This is a genomic window from Lachnobacterium bovis, assembly GCF_900111325.1.
GTDB classification, from domain to species: Bacteria; Bacillota; Clostridia; order Lachnospirales; family Lachnospiraceae; genus Roseburia; species Roseburia bovis_A.
In genome coordinates this window covers 24270-41120 of sequence record NZ_FOGW01000022.1, presented here as the reverse complement: position 1 = coordinate 41120, position 16851 = coordinate 24270, and the positions used below count along the sequence as shown (strand labels likewise).

Below are 16851 nucleotides of genomic sequence, written 5' to 3'. Positions count from 1 at the left end.
TCTCTTTAGAATCTTTCAAGGTTTTTCACTATTTAGTTATCAAAGTTTTTGTTTCGCTTATCAGCGACAACTTCTATATCTTATCATCTTTCTTAGTGTTTGTCAACACTTTTTTGTTTTTATTTTTTCAATTCATTGCTACCAATCAAGGTGCTTTATATCGAATCGTTTCTAAATAAAAACTTGCCATCATCTGGCGAAAGATGTCTGATCGAGGTCTTTCTCACTTACTAGTTTCCTTTGCTTGTGAGCTCTTCGCTGTCAGCTAGATTATAATAGCACTTTTTCTTCCGCTCGTCAACTGCTTAAGCGGATTTTTTTATAAAAAGTTTATTTTTTGTTTTGGGTGGTTTTTTCTGAATTTTCTTTCATTATCAACAATGTAATTTAAATCTATCTCTGTTTTACACCAACGTTTTATAACATTTTTTATATTATATATTATTTTTTTATGTTTAATCACAGAACCATCGATATGCTTTTTATTTATTGGGATTTCAGGGAAATTTTTTTTTTCTTTTTCTGTATTTTATACTTATTTGTTTTTTCTTTTTCTGTATTTATACTTATTTGTTTTTTCTTATCCTGTTTTTACGCTTATTTTTTTCGTTTTTTATTATGTAGTAAATTCGATGCTTAATTTTTATACATATTTTAGAATCGAGATATTTTAGATAATATTTTATAATAAAACCTACACGATATCATAATTAAACAATTTGTCCAATATAAAATACCTTGTAGGTTCTATACTTCTGTATTCTTGTTATTTTATATATATTTTATTCTTAATATATATTTTTATTCTTAATATATATTTTTTTTCTTAATATATATTTTTATTCTTAATATATATTTTTTTTCTTAATATATATTTTTTTTCTTAATATATATTTTTTTTCTTAATATATATTTTTTAGCAGTTATCAATTTATCACTATACTACTGTCATATTATATATTTAACGTTTTATCTAGTTTTCTGTAGTAATGAAGGATTCCCTCCTTTAAATACTTTATTGTGACTTATATTAAAACTGTAATGGATATTTATCCGTTAATTTTTTTACAATTTCTTTTACTTTTGTAACTGCTTCTTCTCCATTATTGATCAATAATGCTATTGCTTCGGCAACTTGATCAAAATCATCTTCTTTTAATCCTCTACTTGTTGCGGCAGGTGTTCCTAATCTTACACCACTTGTAACAAATGGTGACTGTGGATCATTTGGAATTGTATTTTTATTTGCAGTGATGTTTGCACTATCTAATAATTTTTCTATTTCTTTTCCTGTTAAGCCTTTTTTAGTTAAGTCTATTAACATCAAATGATTATCTGTTCCTCCTGAAACAATATCGATTCCTCGTTTCTGTAAGCCTTTACACAAACTTTGCGCATTTTTTATCACTTGCTGCTGATATTCTTTAAATTCTGGCTGTAGTGCCTCTTTAAAACACACTGCTTTAGCCGCAATTACATGCATCAATGGTCCACCTTGAACACCTGGGAATACAGCTTTATTAAAATTATATTTGTCTGCTACTTCTTTTTTAGCCATTATCATTCCGCCACGTGGACCTCTTAATGTTTTGTGGGTTGTTGTAGTAACAATATCTGCATATGGTATTGGACTAGGATGTAACCCTGCTGCTACTAATCCCGCAATGTGTGCCATATCTACAAATAATACAGCCCCTACCTTATCAGCTATTTCTCTAAATCTTTTAAAATCAATTGTTCTTGCATATGCTGAAGCACCAGCTATTATCATTTTAGGTTTACATTCAAGTGCTATTTTTTCTACTTCATCGTAGTCGATAAAGCCTTCGCTATTTACTCCATAGGGAACAACATTAAAATATTTTCCTGAAAAATTGACAGGTGATCCATGTGTCAAATGGCCGCCATGATCTAGATTCATTCCCATTATTGTATCATTTAAATTTAACACTGCAAATTGAACTGCCATATTGGCTTGTGCTCCTGAATGTGGTTGTACATTTACATATTCGCAACCAAATAATTCTTTTGCTCTTTCTCGTGCCAATTCTTCTATTATGTCTACTTTTTCGCAACCGCCATAGTATCTTCTATTTGGATAACCTTCAGCATATTTATTTGTTAAAATTGATCCCATAGCAGACATTACTGCTGGGCTAACCCAGTTTTCAGATGCAATTAATTCGATATGTGAATTTTGACGTTCAAATTCCGCTTTTATTGTATCCGCAACTTCTGTATCTACTTTTTTAATATCATCTAATGAGTACATAACTTATCTCCTTTTTATTTTATTTCAACTCTAATTTAGAGTTTTTTACTGTGCTATTTTTTTTAATCTTCTAAAATGTAGGCATTTGAAACTACCTACACCTATGAGTTTTTACTGTGCTATTTTTTTAATCTTCTAAAATGTAGGCATTTGAAACTGCCTACACCTATGAATTTTTACGTACTATTTTTAATTTCCTAAAAGTGAATTTTATACTTCTAGTTTGTTAGTTCGTTTTTACTATTTTTATTTTATTGCTCCCTGTCAAAATAAAACATTTACTAAATTATATATTACATTTTTTTATTTTTCAACAAAAAAGAGAATCTCATTATTGTTCGGTTTTTCCAAACAACGTATTTCTTCTGTTAGTATATGATTCATATATAACAAATTAAATACTTTTTATAACGAGATTCTCTCTTATTTTATAATATTAAATTATAATTAGCATAATGTTTTATAAACACATTTTACTTTTCTAGTTATTAAATACCGCATTTTTATTCTTGCTGCTTTTTTTAGTCTTTTTTGAAGAATTTGTTTTATTTTTCTTTTCAGCATCTTTTGGCAATTTTCTTGATTTAAGTTCATACCAAATTTCAGTTGCAATGAAAATTGATGAATATGATCCTGCAATCAAACCAACCATCAATGGTAATGCAAAGTCTCTAATTGATTGTACTCCAAAAACATATAAAGAACATACCATTATAAACGTTGTAATTGATGTATTAATTGATCTTGCTAATGTTTGTGATAATGAAACATCTGCAACTTCTCTTAATTTTTCTTTTGATTTAACTTCTGTTGCTTTTAGGTTTTCACGAATTCTATCAAAAATAACAATAGTATCGTTTACTGAATAACCTACGATTGTCAACATTACTGCTATAAATGTTGTACCAGCTGTGATTCTTGATAATGCATATAATGTAATTACAACTAATACATCATGAACTAATGCTATAATAGCACTTGCTCCCATTCTTGAATCTTTAAATCTTATGCAGATATAAATCAACATACATATACATGATACAATTACTGCTTTAAGAGCATTTGCTCTCATTTCGCCACTAATTGTTGAACTGATACTCTGTGTTTGTATACTATTTTCTTTTATACCAAATTCTTTTGCATATGCACTTGCTAATGCTTTACGTTCATTTAATGATAATGTACGAGTTTTTACTACGACATTATTATTACCTTCTACTGCAGTAGCTTGAATATCTGTTTTCTTTATTGTTTTTCTTACAACTGGAACAATATCTTTTTCAATCTGCTCAATTGAATATTTTTTTCCAAAATCTGCTGTTGTTGATGTACCACCCATAAACTCTAAGCTGTAATTTAATGCTTTACCTGAGTTTGTTGAATAATAAATCATACCAAAAATACCAGCCACAATAACACATAACGATACTGCATAATATTTAACTCTATGCTCAACGAACTTGAACACTTTCTTTTCTTTTGCTCTACCGTAGAATTTTTCATCTCTTACGCCTAATGCATGAATTGCCTTAAGAATAAATTTCGAAACAACTACAGCAGTAAATACTGATGCTAAAATTGAAATTGCTAATGTATAAGCAAATCCTTTTACTGTACCGCTACCTAAGAACATCAAAATGATGGCTGCAATCATTGTAGTTACGTTACCATCCATAATTGCAGAAAAAGCTTTTTTATAACCTTCTGTAATAGCATTTCCAGAAGATTTTCCTGCAGCTATTTCCTCTTTTATACGTGCAAAGGTAATTACATTCGCATCTACAGCCATACCAATACCTAAAACAATACCTGCAATACCTGGTAATGTTAATGTTATCTCATACAACTGCACAATAGAAATTACTAATCCTGTATAAATAATCAACGCTAAACTAGCTGCACAACCTGGCACTTTATATCCAATTATCATAAAGATGATAACCAATACCAAACCAACAGCACCTGCAATTAAACTATTTTCAAGAGCTTTTCCACCAAGTGAAGCTCCAACAACATTTGATTCAATCTCCTTTAGTTTAAGATTAATTGCACCTGCACGAATGAATGTAGCAAGTTTTTTAGCTTCTTGGAAATTTTCATCTTTTGAACGTCCTGCTTTTGTAAAACCATTGATTTCACAACGTCCATCTTTAATTGTTGCTGATACAGTTGGTACACTTAAGAATTTACCATCATAAAAAATTGCAATTGACTGACCAGATGCATGAGCTTTAGCTGTTTCTTCAGCGAAAATCTTAGTTGCTTTAGATTTTAATTCAAGATTTACAACTGGAGCCTTACCTTCTACAGACTCTCCTCCTGAATAACCTGCTGCTACTTCTGCAACATCTGTACCTGTCATAATAATAGAGCCATCTTTTTTTAATTCGTCAATGCTCTTAGTTAATTTATAATCTTTTTCACTGTCGCCAGTTTGATTAATTCTAGTATAATTTTGTTTTCCATCAGTTCCAGTTTGTCTGATAAAATACAATGTACCCGGATTACCTAATTCTTCTAATATTTTATTAGCATCTTTAAGGCCAGGAATTTCAACTGCTATTCTGTCCGAACCGCTCTTATATACTGAATATTCAGTACTATAATTTTCGATTCTTCGTTCTAATTTAGCTATTGTGTCATCTACATCTTCTTTAGAAGGATTCTTATCTTGAATCTCATATGTGATTGACACACCACCAGCCAAATCAAGTCCTAACTTAATTGGATAATTACTACCCTTTTTATTCTTTGCCCCTGTATCCCTAATAACAACTCCAGAAAATGCTCCCAACGCAAGAATTGCTACAAAAACTAGAGCAAGAACAGTAACCGCTCTTTTCTTTTTCATCTTCTTTACCTTCCTATCTCCTTTTAATATGTTTTTAAACATGTAAAACCCTATACTTAATTAATCCATTACTTAAATAATAAAACTAATTAATTTCTAATGAACACATTATATCTTGTTTGGAATCAATATTCCAATTACACTTCTTCTGCTTCCATGTCTGCTTCTGCTGCCTTAATCATGATTGAACATTCAACACGTTTTCTTTGAAGTTCACATCCTAAATCATATGTATCATTAATTGTTCCTTTGCAATTGTATGAGTTAGCTGCGCAACCACCGCTACAATAGAATCTTGCAAAACAATCTCTACATTTTTCTCTAGAATATACATTACATTTCTTAAATTTATTTACAAGATCTGTTTTTTGAACACCTTTCCAAATATCACCAAGTAAGAAATCTTCATTACCTACAAACTGATGACATGGATACAAGTCTCCCCAAGGAGTTACTGCTAAATATTCTGTACCAGAACCACATCCTGATAATCTCTTAGCAACACATGGTCCTCCCTCTAAGTCTATCATAAAATGGAAAAAGTTAAAATCTTTTCCTTCTCTTTTTCTTTTAACCATTTCAGCTGCAAGCTTATCATATTGTTCAAATAATTTTGGTAAATCTTCTTCTGTTAAACAATATTCTTCTTTTGGATCAGTTACTACTGGTTCAACAGATACCTGTTTAAATCCAAGATCTGCTAAATGTAAAACATCCTCTGAAAAATCAGTGTTAAAATGAGTATATGTTCCTCTAACGTAATAGTTATTTTGATCTCTACTATCAGCTAATTTCTGGAATTTTGGTACAATCAAATCATAACTTCCTGCACCTTTTCTAAATGGTCTCATTCTGTCATGTACTTCTTTTCTACCATCAATACTTAATACAACATTGCTCATCTCTTTATTAGCAAATTCCATAACGTCATCATTTAGTAATACACCGTTTGTTGTAAGTGTAAATCTAAATTTCTTATTATGAATTTTTTCCTGTGAACGTCCATAAGCAACTAATTGTTTAACAACATCAAAATTCATAAGAGGCTCACCACCAAAGAAATCAACCTCTAGGTTTACTCTATTGCCTGAATTTGCAATAAGGAAATCTAATGCTTGCTTACCTGTCTCATATGACATTAAAGCTCTTCTTCCGTGATATTCTCCTTCTTCTGCAAAACAATATTTACATGCTAAATTACAATCATGTGCAATATGTAAGCATAATGCTTTAACAACTGTAGGTCTCTTATCTATTAAGTCTGTAATATATCCTTCATAATTATCTGGAGTAAATAATTCGCCATTATCTTTTAGCTCTTGAACTTCTTCAATTGCCTCTTTTAATTCTTCTTTTGAATATTTGTTTCCTAATTCTTCGATAATCTGTTCAGATGTTTTATCTTCAAATAACGCAATTACATCATAAGTCATATCATCGACAACATGGATTGCTCCACTATTAACATCTAAAACAATATCATAGCCATTGTTCTTAAATTGATGAACCACTATAATATTCCTCTCTTTCTTTTGTAACTTAATTTTTATATAAATCTATATGTTATTTATAGATTACTAACGTGTAGATTTCTATTCATAGAAAAAAACCGCACGTATACTATTTCGTGCGGTCTTTTCTGTCATCTAACAGTAGCAACTATTTGCTCTGTTCGCAAGTCTGGTTACCTACTGTACATGATGTTTTGCAAGCAGACTGGCATGATGTTTGGCACTCACCACAGCCACCTTTTTTAATTGTATTCTGTAATCTTCTTGTTTTAAGAGTTTTTACGTGTTTCATATTAATTATCTCCTTTTCTTTGTATTGACAAACAAAAGACAATTCGCCTATCTTCCATAATTATACCATAGGCTTATAAATATGAAAAGAACTTTTTATAGTTCACAGTTATTAACTGTACGTGGGAATGGTATTACGTCACGAATATTACCCATACCTGTTAAATACATTACGCAACGCTCAAATCCAAGTCCAAATCCTGCATGTCTTGCAGATCCATATTTACGTAAATCAAGATAGAATTTATATGTTTCTTCATTTAATCCTAACTCTTTCATTCTAGCCATTAATTTATCATAATCGTCTTCTCTTTGGCTTCCTCCGATGATTTCACCAATACCAGGAACTAAACAGTCAACCGCTGCAACTGTTTTATTATCATCATTTAATTTCATGTAGAATGCTTTAATTTCTTTTGGATAATCTGTTACAAAAACAGGACGTTTGTAGATTTGTTCTGTTAAAAATCTTTCGTGTTCTGTCTGTAAATCACAACCCCATTCTACTTTATATTCAAATTTATCGTTGTGTTTTTTAAGAATTTCTACTGCTTCTGTGTATGTAACTCTTGCAAAATCATTGCTTACTACGTTATTTAATCTCTCAAGTAATCCTTTATCAATAAATTTATTAAAGAATTGCATTTCTTCAGGTGCATTTTCTAATACATAATTAATAACATATTTTAACATGCTTTCTGCAAGAATCATATCATCCTCTAAATCTGCAAATGCAATTTCTGGCTCTATCATCCAGAACTCTGCTGCATGTCTTGTTGTATTTGAATCTTCAGCTCTAAATGTTGGTCCAAAAGTATAAATATTTTTAAATGCCATTGCATATGTCTCACCATTTAACTGACCTGATACTGTTAAGTTAGCTGGTTTACCGAAGAAATCTTTTGAAAAATCAACATTTCCTTCTTCAGTTTTTGGAACATTATTTAAATCAAAAGTTGTTACCTGGAACATTTCTCCTGCACCCTCAGCGTCACTACCTGTGATTAATGGAGTGTGCACATATACAAATCCTCTTTCTTGGAAAAATTTATGAATGGCATATGCACATAATGAACGTACTCTAAATACGGCTTCAAATGTATTTGTTCTAGGTCTTAAGTGAGAAATTGTTCTCAAATATTCCATTGTATGTCTTTTTTTCTGCAAAGGATAATCTGGAGTAGATGCACCTTCTATTTCAATTGTTTCAGCTTGTAATTCAAATGGCTGTTTAGCTTCTGGAGTTGGAACCAATACACCTGTAACTACAAGTGCTGCTCCTACGTTTACTTTTTCAACTTCTGAATAGTTTTCTATTCCATTACCATAAACAACTTGGATTGGTTCAAAAAATGTTCCATCATTTAATACAATGAATCCAAAATTTTTTAAATTACGGTTACTTCTAACCCAACCACCGATTGTAATTTTTTGGTTATAATATTCTTCCTTATTTCTGAAAATGTCTCTGATATTTGTTAAATTCATAATATCTCCCTTCTAAAAATATCTCTATTTGAATTTAGATATTTAATATGCCTTTTTCTATTTTTCTGTAACTTCAGCGTATGAAACCACTTTATCTGCTGCAACTTGAGCTCTAAGAAGCATATTTATATATTTTTTGCCTTCTTTAACATTGCCTGCACCAAAGTATTTATATAAATCGTTTTCTTTTTTGAAAAGACCATTTGAACCAGACATTAAATTTTGTATATATCTGCTACGTTCATCTGACTTAACTTTAATTTTTTCCTTATTAGCAATCTTTGTAAATGCTAATTCAAATGAAATCTGTTCCTTTTCAAATTTAACCCATTGTTTTTTTACATCTTTCAAAGATGTATTATTCTTTTTAAAGAATTTTTCTAATGTTGTTCCCTTACAATTTTCTTTTTTAAATGCCTCTTGGTATTCTCTAACCCTTGCATTTAAATAATCTTTAGGTATTTTTATATCACTATTTTTCACTACGTAATCTTTAACTGTATTCATTTTTTCTTGATACTTTGATTGCTTTATATTACTTTCAAGTTGATCTGAAATTGTTTTTTTCAATTCTGCAACTGAATTTACTCCATATGTAGATCCAAATTTTTCTTTTATCATTTCATCTGTTACTTGATCTTTATTTATAATGTTATATATACCTTTTACCTTAAACTTAAAAGTTGTCTCTTTTCCAGCTAACGTTTTTTGAGAATAATTTGCTGGGAAAGTAACTTTACTACTAACTGTTGAACCAACTTTAGCTCCTTTTAAACCATTTGTAAAACCTTCGATATAACCTGTTCCACTTGTTGCATCTGAATTTTTTGCAACATCGATTAATACGTCTGTAGCTTCCCCACCTTGGAATTTTTTATTATTTAAATAACCTGTATAATCAACTTTTACGATGTCATTATCTCTTACCACATCATGATCTTTTACTTCAACTTTATCTAAGCCTTGATTCTTTATAACTGTCTCAAATTGTTGATCAACATATCCTTCTGGCATTTGATATTTTGAATTGTCTATTGTTACAGGTATTTTTTTATATTTTGCAAGCTTCTTAACCTGCTTATTTGCATCTATTTCATACTGTCCACTTCTAAGCTGTGTACTTTCTGCACTTTTTGTTAAATTGACAGAACATGCTGTTGTTTGACTTGCAAGCATTGATGCTAATAATACTAAAATTATTTTCTTCTTCATCACTTTATCCCTTTCTTAATTCCTATTAGGAATTTCATTAACCTATTAAACATAACACATTTGTTGGAAAAAAAAAAGATTTTACGAAAAAAAGTCATAAATTGTTAACATCTAACTATATGTATCTGATTGATTTTTATTAAAATCAATGATAAAATTAACGTATTGAAATAAAGGAGGAATTTCCAAGGTGAACATTATTACAATTATCTTATGGGTTGTCGTAGCTGTTCTTCTAGCACTTTCAGTAGGTTTATTTTTTCTCGAAAAAAAATATCGTAAAGCTAAAGAGCAACAAGATGACATCCTTGCTAAAAACTCTCAATGGATGACATTATTAATCATTGACAAAAAAAGATGTAAAGCAGACGATTCTGGATTACCTAACAGCATTAAAGAGACACTTCCAAAAGCTTTCCGCCGAATGAAAAAATTGGCAATTGTTAAAGCTAAGGTTGGTCCAAAAATCATATCTTTTATCGCTGATGAGAGTATCTTTGACGATATTCCAGTAGGAAAAGAAATTAGTGCATTTGTTGGAGGTTTATATATTTCTGAAATTCGTGGTATTAGAGGCCCAATCGAAAGATCGACAACAAAAAAAGGCTTCCGTGCAAGAATGGCAGAAAAATACAATCAAGCTTCTAAAGAGCTTAAAGAACAGAAAAAAAAGAAATAATTACATATAAAAAACTGTGCAAAAACATTTGCACAGTTTTCTTTTTATAAAAATTTTATTTTAATATTTATCTTACTATCGTATGCGTAATTTTCAGCAAATTCTAAAACGTAATCTAAATCTAGCGTTACATGCTCTGTTGATTCATTTATATTAATATTCTTAGTTATAACACCTAGTTCTAATGTACCATACATAGTCGTATATTTTGTTACATTTTTTTTGCCTACTTCAAAGACCATATTTGAATTCAATGAGCCTTTTTTTACGACTTCTATTTTATTACCTGTAACTTTTATAAGATTATTAGTTACACTTTTATCTTCTTCTATTGTATTGTAACTTATAAAATAATTATCGTCTTTTGAATGAAATTTTCCTTGAGTTACAACTTCAGATGTATTAGTATCTTCTGGGTCTTTTCTATTAACTTGCTTTCCCTTAACAGCCACTAATATATCTCTTGCCATCGGTTCACCTCTAATCTTCTTGATTTCTAATAACTTCTTTAACAGCTAATGCTTGATTTTTGATATGCTTTTGCATTGCAGATGTAAGTACTGATTCATCTCTAGCTTCTAAACCTTGTACAATCGCATTATGCTCTTTGACAAGTGTTGGATAATTCTCTGGTTTTTTTATATATTCAACTCTATACCTATACATTTGCTCTCTTAAATTACTTAACAAAACAACTAATTTAGGATTTTCTGTTGCTTCATAAATTGTATCATGGAATTCTACATCTTTTTCTGCAATTGTTCTTATATCACTTGTTTCAAGACTGTTTTCAAATTCTTTTCCGATTGCTTTTAAATTGGATATTTGTTCTTCAGTCATCTTTTTACAAGCTATTTTCGCTGCTAATTCATCAAGTGCTTCTCTTATTTCTAAAACGTCTTCCATATCTTTTTCCGTCATTTTAGCAACTTCAGCACCTTTTCTAGGAATAGTTACTGCTAATCCTTCTTGTTCAAGCATTCTTATTGCTTCACGTATTGGAGTTCTACTTACACCTAATTTGGTAGCCAATTGTGCTTCCATTAATCTTTCCCCCGGGTGTAACTTACCTCTAAGAATTGCCTCTCTTAAAGTATTAAAAACAATATCTCTTAGTGGCAAATACTCATTAGTATTTAATTTTAAGTCTAATTCCTCTGTCATATTTTCACTTCTCCTATTCTAAACCATCCTATCAAAAGGACCCCACCATTACTTTGTCCTTTTATTTTCCTTGTAAAATTACCCTTATCTTTTAGAACTATATGTGCTAGTTTTAGCAACATATGGTGCTAATTTTGTTTCTTTTAATAATCCATATGCCCTTTCAAGAGTTTTTTCATCTTCGAAAATGCCAAAAACCGTAGGACCACTTCCACTCATTAGTGAATTTAATGCGCCATATTCTACCATTTTGTCCTTTATCTCTTGAATAACCGGATGCATTGGAATTGTAACTGTTTCTAATACATTTCCTAACTTAGATGCTATACCATGCAAGTCATTATTAGACATTGCTTCCATTATTCCATCTATATCTGGATGTAATGTGTTTTTATCTAATTTTAAATTTTGATAAATAACCTTGGTTGGAACAATAATTTTGGGTTTTGCAACTAATAAATTACATCTCATCAAAGGAGCTAATTCTGTTAACTCTTCACCTATTCCTTCTGCTAAAGCTGTTCCTCTTTGCACGCAAAATGGAACATCAGCCCCTAATTTAACAGATAATTCTTTTAATCTTTCATTAGATACATCACAATTAAATAATTTTTTCATACCAATTAACACTGCTGCTGCATCTGCACTTCCCCCTGCAAGACCAGCCGATACCGGTATTCTTTTTTCAATTTTAATTGATACACCTTCAGAAATGTTAAATTCATCTTTCATTAACTGCGCTGCTTTATATGCCAAATTATTTTCGTTAACCGGTAAAAAAGATAATGATGTCTGTAACTGTATAACATCTTCTGGTATTTTTTCCATACAAATTTTATCATAAATGTTAATATTCTGCATTATCATTCTAACATCATGATAACCGTTATCTCTTTTTCCGACAACATCTAAACCTAGATTTATTTTAGCTAACGCTTTCAATACTATTTTATCCATGTTTTTTCTCCTTATTGTATACAAAAAAATCTTAACATCATTTAAAAAAAAGGTCAACTCTTATGCTTTTTTATTTTATGTTACTTATATTTACCAACTTATTATCCGATATACAAGATAGAACTGTATGTTACCGCTTGCCAATTTGTTGCGTTTTCAAAGGAAATGAGTCGTGGCAAATGTAAATGGCTTTTTTACCAAGGAGGGTATCTTTATGAGTATAGGAGCGATTAATAATTCACTAGCCACCACAGTGGCGACTTCTACTGTTTCAAAAAAGAATACTGACTCTGTAGAAGACAAAAAAACTAACAAAACTGGATTTAATGAAGATGCAGTTGTATACGAAAAATCTGATGCTTCGAAAAATGATTCTGTAAAAAAAACAGATCATGCCGCTATCATCGAACAATTAAAACTTGACGCAGATGCTCGCAAGCAACAACTTATTAACATTGTACAACAGACTATTAGCAGACAAGGGAAAACTCTTGCTGCAACTGACGATATATGGAAATTCTTAGCTTCAGGCGATTTTACTGTTACACCTGAAGTAAAGGCACAAGCTCAAAAGGATATTGCTGACGATGGTTATTGGGGAGTTGAACAAACCTCTGATAGAATTCTTGATTTTGCAAAAGCTTTGGCAAATGACGATCCATCTGCTGCCCCTGAGCTTCTAGATGCTTTCAAAAAAGGTTTTGAAAAAGCTACTAATACGTGGGGCAAAGAATTACCAGAAATATCTAAGAAAACATATGATGCTGTATTGGAAAAATTTGATAAATGGGTAAATGAAGGTAAAACTTCTACCGATACAAAAACTGAAACTTAAGACACTGATTTTTGAAATTTTCTGTGAGGAAGCATAATTATCCCATGTCCTCTTATGTTCCCTCATATTTGTAAAGTCGATGGCATTCCCTCCTCTTCTAATGCCATCGACTTTTTATATGAACTCAAAAATTAAAAATTCTATATTTATACTATTGATGATTATATTTATTCTTTTCCTCCAAAAATATATGTTAAAAAATAAATTATAGAGGCTATTATTACTATCATAGGACCTGTAGCTACATTTGTATAATAAGATACCCAAAGTCCTAATGCCCCAGAAAACATAGCAATAATTACAGAAAACAAATGATATTCTCTTATGTTTTCTGCTATATTTCTACTTGATGCAGCCGGTAATATTATAAGTGCATTTATAATTATAATACCAACCCATTTTATTGAAACTGTAACAATTAGTGCAATAAACACTGCAAAAAGATTTTCTAATAATTCTACTTTTATATTTTTACTTTTTGCTAATGTCTTATGAATTGCAATTGCATTTAATTCGTTTGAAGCAAAGATCCAAAAAATAATAGTCGCCACAAAAATCACAGCAAGGTAAATTATCTCTTTTGAAGTTATACTAAGTACATCTCCAACTAACATACTTGAATATTCACTGAAATTACCACCTTTACTTAAAATTGCTAAACCTATAGCAACTGAACAAGATGAAAAAACAGATATTATTGTATCTTTTGAAGCTGTGCTATTCTTACTAATCTTATTCAATAACAACGCAAATATAACTGAAAAAATAATCATCGAAATAGTAACTTCTTTTATTCCGCATATTACTCCGACTGCAATTCCAGTCAACGCTGAATGTCCTAATGCATCAGAAAAAAAAGCCATTTTTTTATTTATTATCATTGTTCCAATAATACCAAATAAAGGAGTGATTATTAATATCGCCAATATGGCATTTCTCATAAATTGAAAATTTAACCAATTTGTAAAATCCATCTTTGTTTAATCCTCCTTTGAGCCAAATTTTTCTGCAATATCTTCTAGACTTTTCTCTTTCGAATCCTGATCTAAATCTACCCACGATTCATTTGCAGAATTTCTAAATATATTATCAAATTCTTCGCTTTCAAATACTTTTTTTGCATTTCCCTGGCACACAATAGTTTTATCTATCAAAGCCACATGATCTGCATATTTTTTTACATAGTCTAAATCATGTGATATCAAAATAATTGCCAAATCATAATGTGTCTTCAAGTAATACATTGTTTCAAAAAATAGCTTCATACCATTTTGATCAATTCCAGAGACCGGTTCATCTAATAAAAGCAAATTAGGACTATCCATAATAGCTAAAGAAAGTAATACCCTTTGAAGTTGACCTCCGGACAAATTACACACTTTCTTATCTATTAAATCATCTGCTTCAAATACTTTTAATGCTTTTTTTATTTTATTGTATGTTTTTTTTCTTTTAAATAAAAATATCGGTGACCTTGATTCAAAACTTGCCATCAAATCAAATACGGACACTGGTGTATTTTTTTCAATATTAATAGATTGTGGGACATAACCAATTTTTAATTTTTTTATATGACCATCTTTAGTGTCTCTAAATTCAATTTCTCCTGTATGTGGAATATCATCAAGTATTGCACGTATTAACGTTGATTTACCGGCACCATTTTGGCCAATAATTGCATTTAATGTTCCACAATGAACATGCAAATTAATATCTTTTAAAACTTCTTGCTCTCCAAATTGTACACCAAGATTTTTAATTTTTATGCAATGAAAACCACATGGTTTAATTATTTTTTGCATAATTTTTTCCTTTCACGATAACTAATTCTGCTTATTAGTAATTTCCTTTTCTATTTTATCTAGATTTTTTTTCATTCCATCTAAATAAGAATTTTTATCATATTTACCTCTATTTAGCGGATCAATATAAATAACTTTTACGTTGCTTTCACGTTCTATTGCATCACCTACGCTTTTTGCATATTGTTTTTCCGCCAAAATATATTCTATTTTATTTTTCTTTACCTGTGATAAAACATCTGCTATCTCGCCAGCACTAACTTGTCGTTCCTCATCTAAATCTAACACATATTTTACATCTAAATCTAGATCTTCTGCTAAATATGCAAATGCTTCATGAAAAATAATGATATTTTTTGATGTTAGCTTTGATGAAAGTTCCTTTTCTTGTTTCTGCAATTTCTTTAATTTTTCATCATACAATTTTGCATTTTTCATATATATTTTGGCATTATCCGGATCATCCTTAGAAAGCTGTTTTGCAATATTTTTTACTTGCTGTCTATAAGTTTTTGTTCCCATCCAAATATGTGAATTTTCTTCATCTTCTTCTTTTAATAAATTAATCCCTTTACTTGAATCAATTATACTAACGTTTTTATATTCTTTTACAATATCTTCTAAAAAAGACTCCATTCCTGCACCATTTGCCACAAAAATATCTGATGTAGATATTAATTTCATATCTTGTGTTGTTAATTGGAAATCATGTAAGCATCCTGTTTTAGGCTCACTTAAATTTTTTAATTCAACATCTGCACCATCTACAATATTAGAAGTTGCAACATACATTGGGTAAAAAGATGTTACTATTAGCTTACTTTTTTGTTTTTTTGATGATTTATCAAAAGAAACACTTACCACTGTACAAATCACAAACATAGCTAGTATTGCAAGCAAAATACATCCAAAAGTTTGATATCTTTTTTTCATCTTTTATAATTCCTTTCTCAATTTACTCTTATTTCTTTTTTATTTTGTTTTTATTTTTTCTAGCAACAGCTTTTTTTTGTTCTTTCTTCATAGCCTTTTTCTGACGCTGTGCTTTAGTTTCTTTTCCTGTCTTTTTCCATCTTTCCTTAGTCTTTGTTTCTTTTTCTTTACCTTGTTTAGATAGAATATACTCCTTTTCCTCGCGCGCAGTTAACACTTTTTTTTCGATTAATTGCTCTTTTGTCATAGGAGTTTGATCTGGATTTCTTAAAAGAAAATTATCGATCACGTCCATTAACTCATTTTTTCCTACTTTTGTCTCTGACGAAAATGGAATTAACAAATCTTCTCTCTTCATTCCTAGAACCTGTCTAATTCTTGAAACATGTGAATTAATCTGACTGCTCTTTAATTTATCAGCCTTAGTTGCTACAATAATTGGTTTAAATCCTTGCGAATTTATCCAATCATACATTAAACAGTCATTATCGGATGGCTCATGTCTAATATCAATTAATAAGAATACGGCCTGTAATTTTTGTGATTGATGTAAATAATTTTCAATCATTACACCCCATTGAGCTTTTATTTCTTCATTAGCTCTTGCATATCCGTATCCTGGTAAATCAACTAAATATCCAATATTATTAATATTATAAAAATTAATTGTTTGAGTTTTTCCTGGTTGTGACGAAATTCTTGCCATACCTTTTCTATTCAAAATAGTATTAATCATTGATGATTTTCCTACGTTTGATTTACCTGCAAAAGCAACCTCAAACAATGTATTTTCTGGAAGCACACTTGTAACTCCACAGACTGTTTCTAATTCTACGCTTTTAATTACCATATTTTT

Annotated in this window: 14 protein-coding genes and 1 pseudogene; 2 read left to right on the top strand and 13 right to left on the bottom strand. The window is 30.1% G+C overall.

The genetic code is table 11. From position 1 onward, the window contains the following. Positions 1 to 1030: 1030 nt before the first annotated feature. From glyA to BMY79_RS09435, 6 genes are all read right to left on the bottom strand, one after another. Positions 1031 to 2272 (bottom strand): serine hydroxymethyltransferase, encoded by a 1242-nt coding sequence (gene glyA / locus BMY79_RS09460; RefSeq protein ID WP_074730815.1) that lies wholly within the window; start codon positions 2270 to 2272, stop codon positions 1031 to 1033. Between the two features lie 481 nt (positions 2273 to 2753). Then, on the bottom strand, positions 2754 to 5123 hold the full coding sequence (gene secD, locus BMY79_RS09455) for a protein translocase subunit SecD (RefSeq protein WP_083383536.1): 2370 nt from the start codon (positions 5121 to 5123) through the stop codon (positions 2754 to 2756). Between the two features lie 137 nt (positions 5124 to 5260). After that, positions 5261 to 6634: a thioether cross-link-forming SCIFF peptide maturase gene (gene scfB, locus BMY79_RS09450; RefSeq protein WP_074730813.1), complete on the bottom strand. Its 1374-nt coding sequence runs from the start codon at positions 6632 to 6634 to the stop codon at positions 5261 to 5263. Between the two features lie 148 nt (positions 6635 to 6782). Then, positions 6783 to 6926 (bottom strand): six-cysteine ranthipeptide SCIFF, encoded by a 144-nt coding sequence (gene scfA, locus BMY79_RS09445; RefSeq protein WP_022749491.1) that lies wholly within the window; start codon positions 6924 to 6926, stop codon positions 6783 to 6785. 95 nt (positions 6927 to 7021) lie between these two features. Beyond that, complete coding sequence (asnS, locus tag BMY79_RS09440) at positions 7022 to 8413, bottom strand: asparagine--tRNA ligase (RefSeq protein WP_022749492.1); 1392 nt, start codon at positions 8411 to 8413, stop codon at positions 7022 to 7024. A 57-nt stretch (positions 8414 to 8470) separates the two neighbouring features. Beyond that, on the bottom strand, positions 8471 to 9625 hold the full coding sequence (locus BMY79_RS09435) for an FKBP-type peptidyl-prolyl cis-trans isomerase (protein WP_022749493.1): 1155 nt from the start codon (positions 9623 to 9625) through the stop codon (positions 8471 to 8473). Positions 9626 to 9815: 190 nt separating this feature from the next. Here BMY79_RS09435 and BMY79_RS09430 point away from each other — a divergent pair, with 190 nt between their 5' ends. Further along, positions 9816 to 10304, top strand: coding sequence for a hypothetical protein (locus BMY79_RS09430; protein WP_022749495.1), 489 nt, complete (start codon positions 9816 to 9818; stop codon positions 10302 to 10304). 44 nt (positions 10305 to 10348) lie between these two features. On the opposite strand, the gene BMY79_RS09425 is transcribed toward BMY79_RS09430, so the two are convergent. The 3 genes from BMY79_RS09425 to ispE form a co-directional block, all read right to left on the bottom strand. Next, positions 10349 to 10774 carry a YwiB family protein gene (locus BMY79_RS09425; protein ID WP_027421556.1) on the bottom strand — a complete coding sequence of 142 codons (426 nt, stop codon included), beginning with the start codon at positions 10772 to 10774 and terminating at the stop codon, positions 10349 to 10351. Positions 10775 to 10784: 10 nt separating this feature from the next. Beyond that, positions 10785 to 11468, bottom strand: coding sequence for a GntR family transcriptional regulator (locus BMY79_RS09420; protein WP_022749497.1), 684 nt, complete (start codon positions 11466 to 11468; stop codon positions 10785 to 10787). An 84-nt stretch (positions 11469 to 11552) separates the two neighbouring features. Next, positions 11553 to 12425: a 4-(cytidine 5'-diphospho)-2-C-methyl-D-erythritol kinase gene (ispE, locus tag BMY79_RS09415; protein ID WP_074730812.1), complete on the bottom strand. Its 873-nt coding sequence runs from the start codon at positions 12423 to 12425 to the stop codon at positions 11553 to 11555. A 214-nt stretch (positions 12426 to 12639) separates the two neighbouring features. Between ispE and BMY79_RS09410 the strand changes: the two genes are divergently transcribed. Next, positions 12640 to 13260 (top strand): hypothetical protein, encoded by a 621-nt coding sequence (locus tag BMY79_RS09410; RefSeq protein WP_022749501.1) that lies wholly within the window; start codon positions 12640 to 12642, stop codon positions 13258 to 13260. A gap of 167 nt (positions 13261 to 13427) precedes the next feature. Here the strand turns inward: BMY79_RS09410 and BMY79_RS09405 are convergent, their stop codons facing one another. The 4 genes and pseudogenes from BMY79_RS09405 to yihA form a co-directional block, all read right to left on the bottom strand. Further along, positions 13428 to 14234: a metal ABC transporter permease gene (locus BMY79_RS09405; protein WP_022749502.1), complete on the bottom strand. Its 807-nt coding sequence runs from the start codon at positions 14232 to 14234 to the stop codon at positions 13428 to 13430. A gap of 6 nt (positions 14235 to 14240) precedes the next feature. Further along, positions 14241 to 15062: a metal ABC transporter ATP-binding protein gene (locus tag BMY79_RS09400; protein WP_022749504.1), complete on the bottom strand. Its 822-nt coding sequence runs from the start codon at positions 15060 to 15062 to the stop codon at positions 14241 to 14243. A gap of 21 nt (positions 15063 to 15083) precedes the next feature. Next, on the bottom strand, positions 15084 to 15995 hold the full coding sequence (locus tag BMY79_RS09395; protein WP_022749505.1) for a metal ABC transporter substrate-binding protein: 912 nt from the start codon (positions 15993 to 15995) through the stop codon (positions 15084 to 15086). Between the two features lie 268 nt (positions 15996 to 16263). Continuing rightward, positions 16264 to 16845 (bottom strand): annotated as a pseudogene (yihA, locus tag BMY79_RS09390) (ribosome biogenesis GTP-binding protein YihA/YsxC); the annotation flags it as partial. Between the last annotated feature and the right edge of the window lie 6 nt (positions 16846 to 16851).

Bases quoted from the DNA above. Each gene is read 5' to 3' on its own strand.
- scfA (WP_022749491.1), bottom strand. From the start codon at position 6,926: ATGAAACACGTAAAAACTCTTAAAACAAGAAGATTACAGAATACAATT.
- BMY79_RS09400 (WP_022749504.1), bottom strand. From the start codon at position 15,062: ATGCAAAAAATAATTAAACCATGTGGTTTTCATTGCATAAAAATTAAA.
- BMY79_RS09435 (WP_022749493.1), bottom strand. From the start codon at position 9,625: ATGAAGAAGAAAATAATTTTAGTATTATTAGCATCAATGCTTGCAAGT.
- BMY79_RS09410 (WP_022749501.1), top strand. From the start codon at position 12,640: ATGAGTATAGGAGCGATTAATAATTCACTAGCCACCACAGTGGCGACT.
- ispE (WP_074730812.1), bottom strand. From the start codon at position 12,425: ATGGATAAAATAGTATTGAAAGCGTTAGCTAAAATAAATCTAGGTTTA.
- BMY79_RS09395 (WP_022749505.1), bottom strand. From the start codon at position 15,995: ATGAAAAAAAGATATCAAACTTTTGGATGTATTTTGCTTGCAATACTA.
- BMY79_RS09420 (WP_022749497.1), bottom strand. From the start codon at position 11,468: ATGACAGAGGAATTAGACTTAAAATTAAATACTAATGAGTATTTGCCA.
- secD (WP_083383536.1), bottom strand. From the start codon at position 5,123: ATGAAAAAGAAAAGAGCGGTTACTGTTCTTGCTCTAGTTTTTGTAGCA.
- BMY79_RS09405 (WP_022749502.1), bottom strand. From the start codon at position 14,234: ATGGATTTTACAAATTGGTTAAATTTTCAATTTATGAGAAATGCCATA.
- asnS (WP_022749492.1), bottom strand. From the start codon at position 8,413: ATGAATTTAACAAATATCAGAGACATTTTCAGAAATAAGGAAGAATAT.
- BMY79_RS09425 (WP_027421556.1), bottom strand. From the start codon at position 10,774: ATGGCAAGAGATATATTAGTGGCTGTTAAGGGAAAGCAAGTTAATAGA.
- glyA (WP_074730815.1), bottom strand. From the start codon at position 2,272: ATGTACTCATTAGATGATATTAAAAAAGTAGATACAGAAGTTGCGGAT.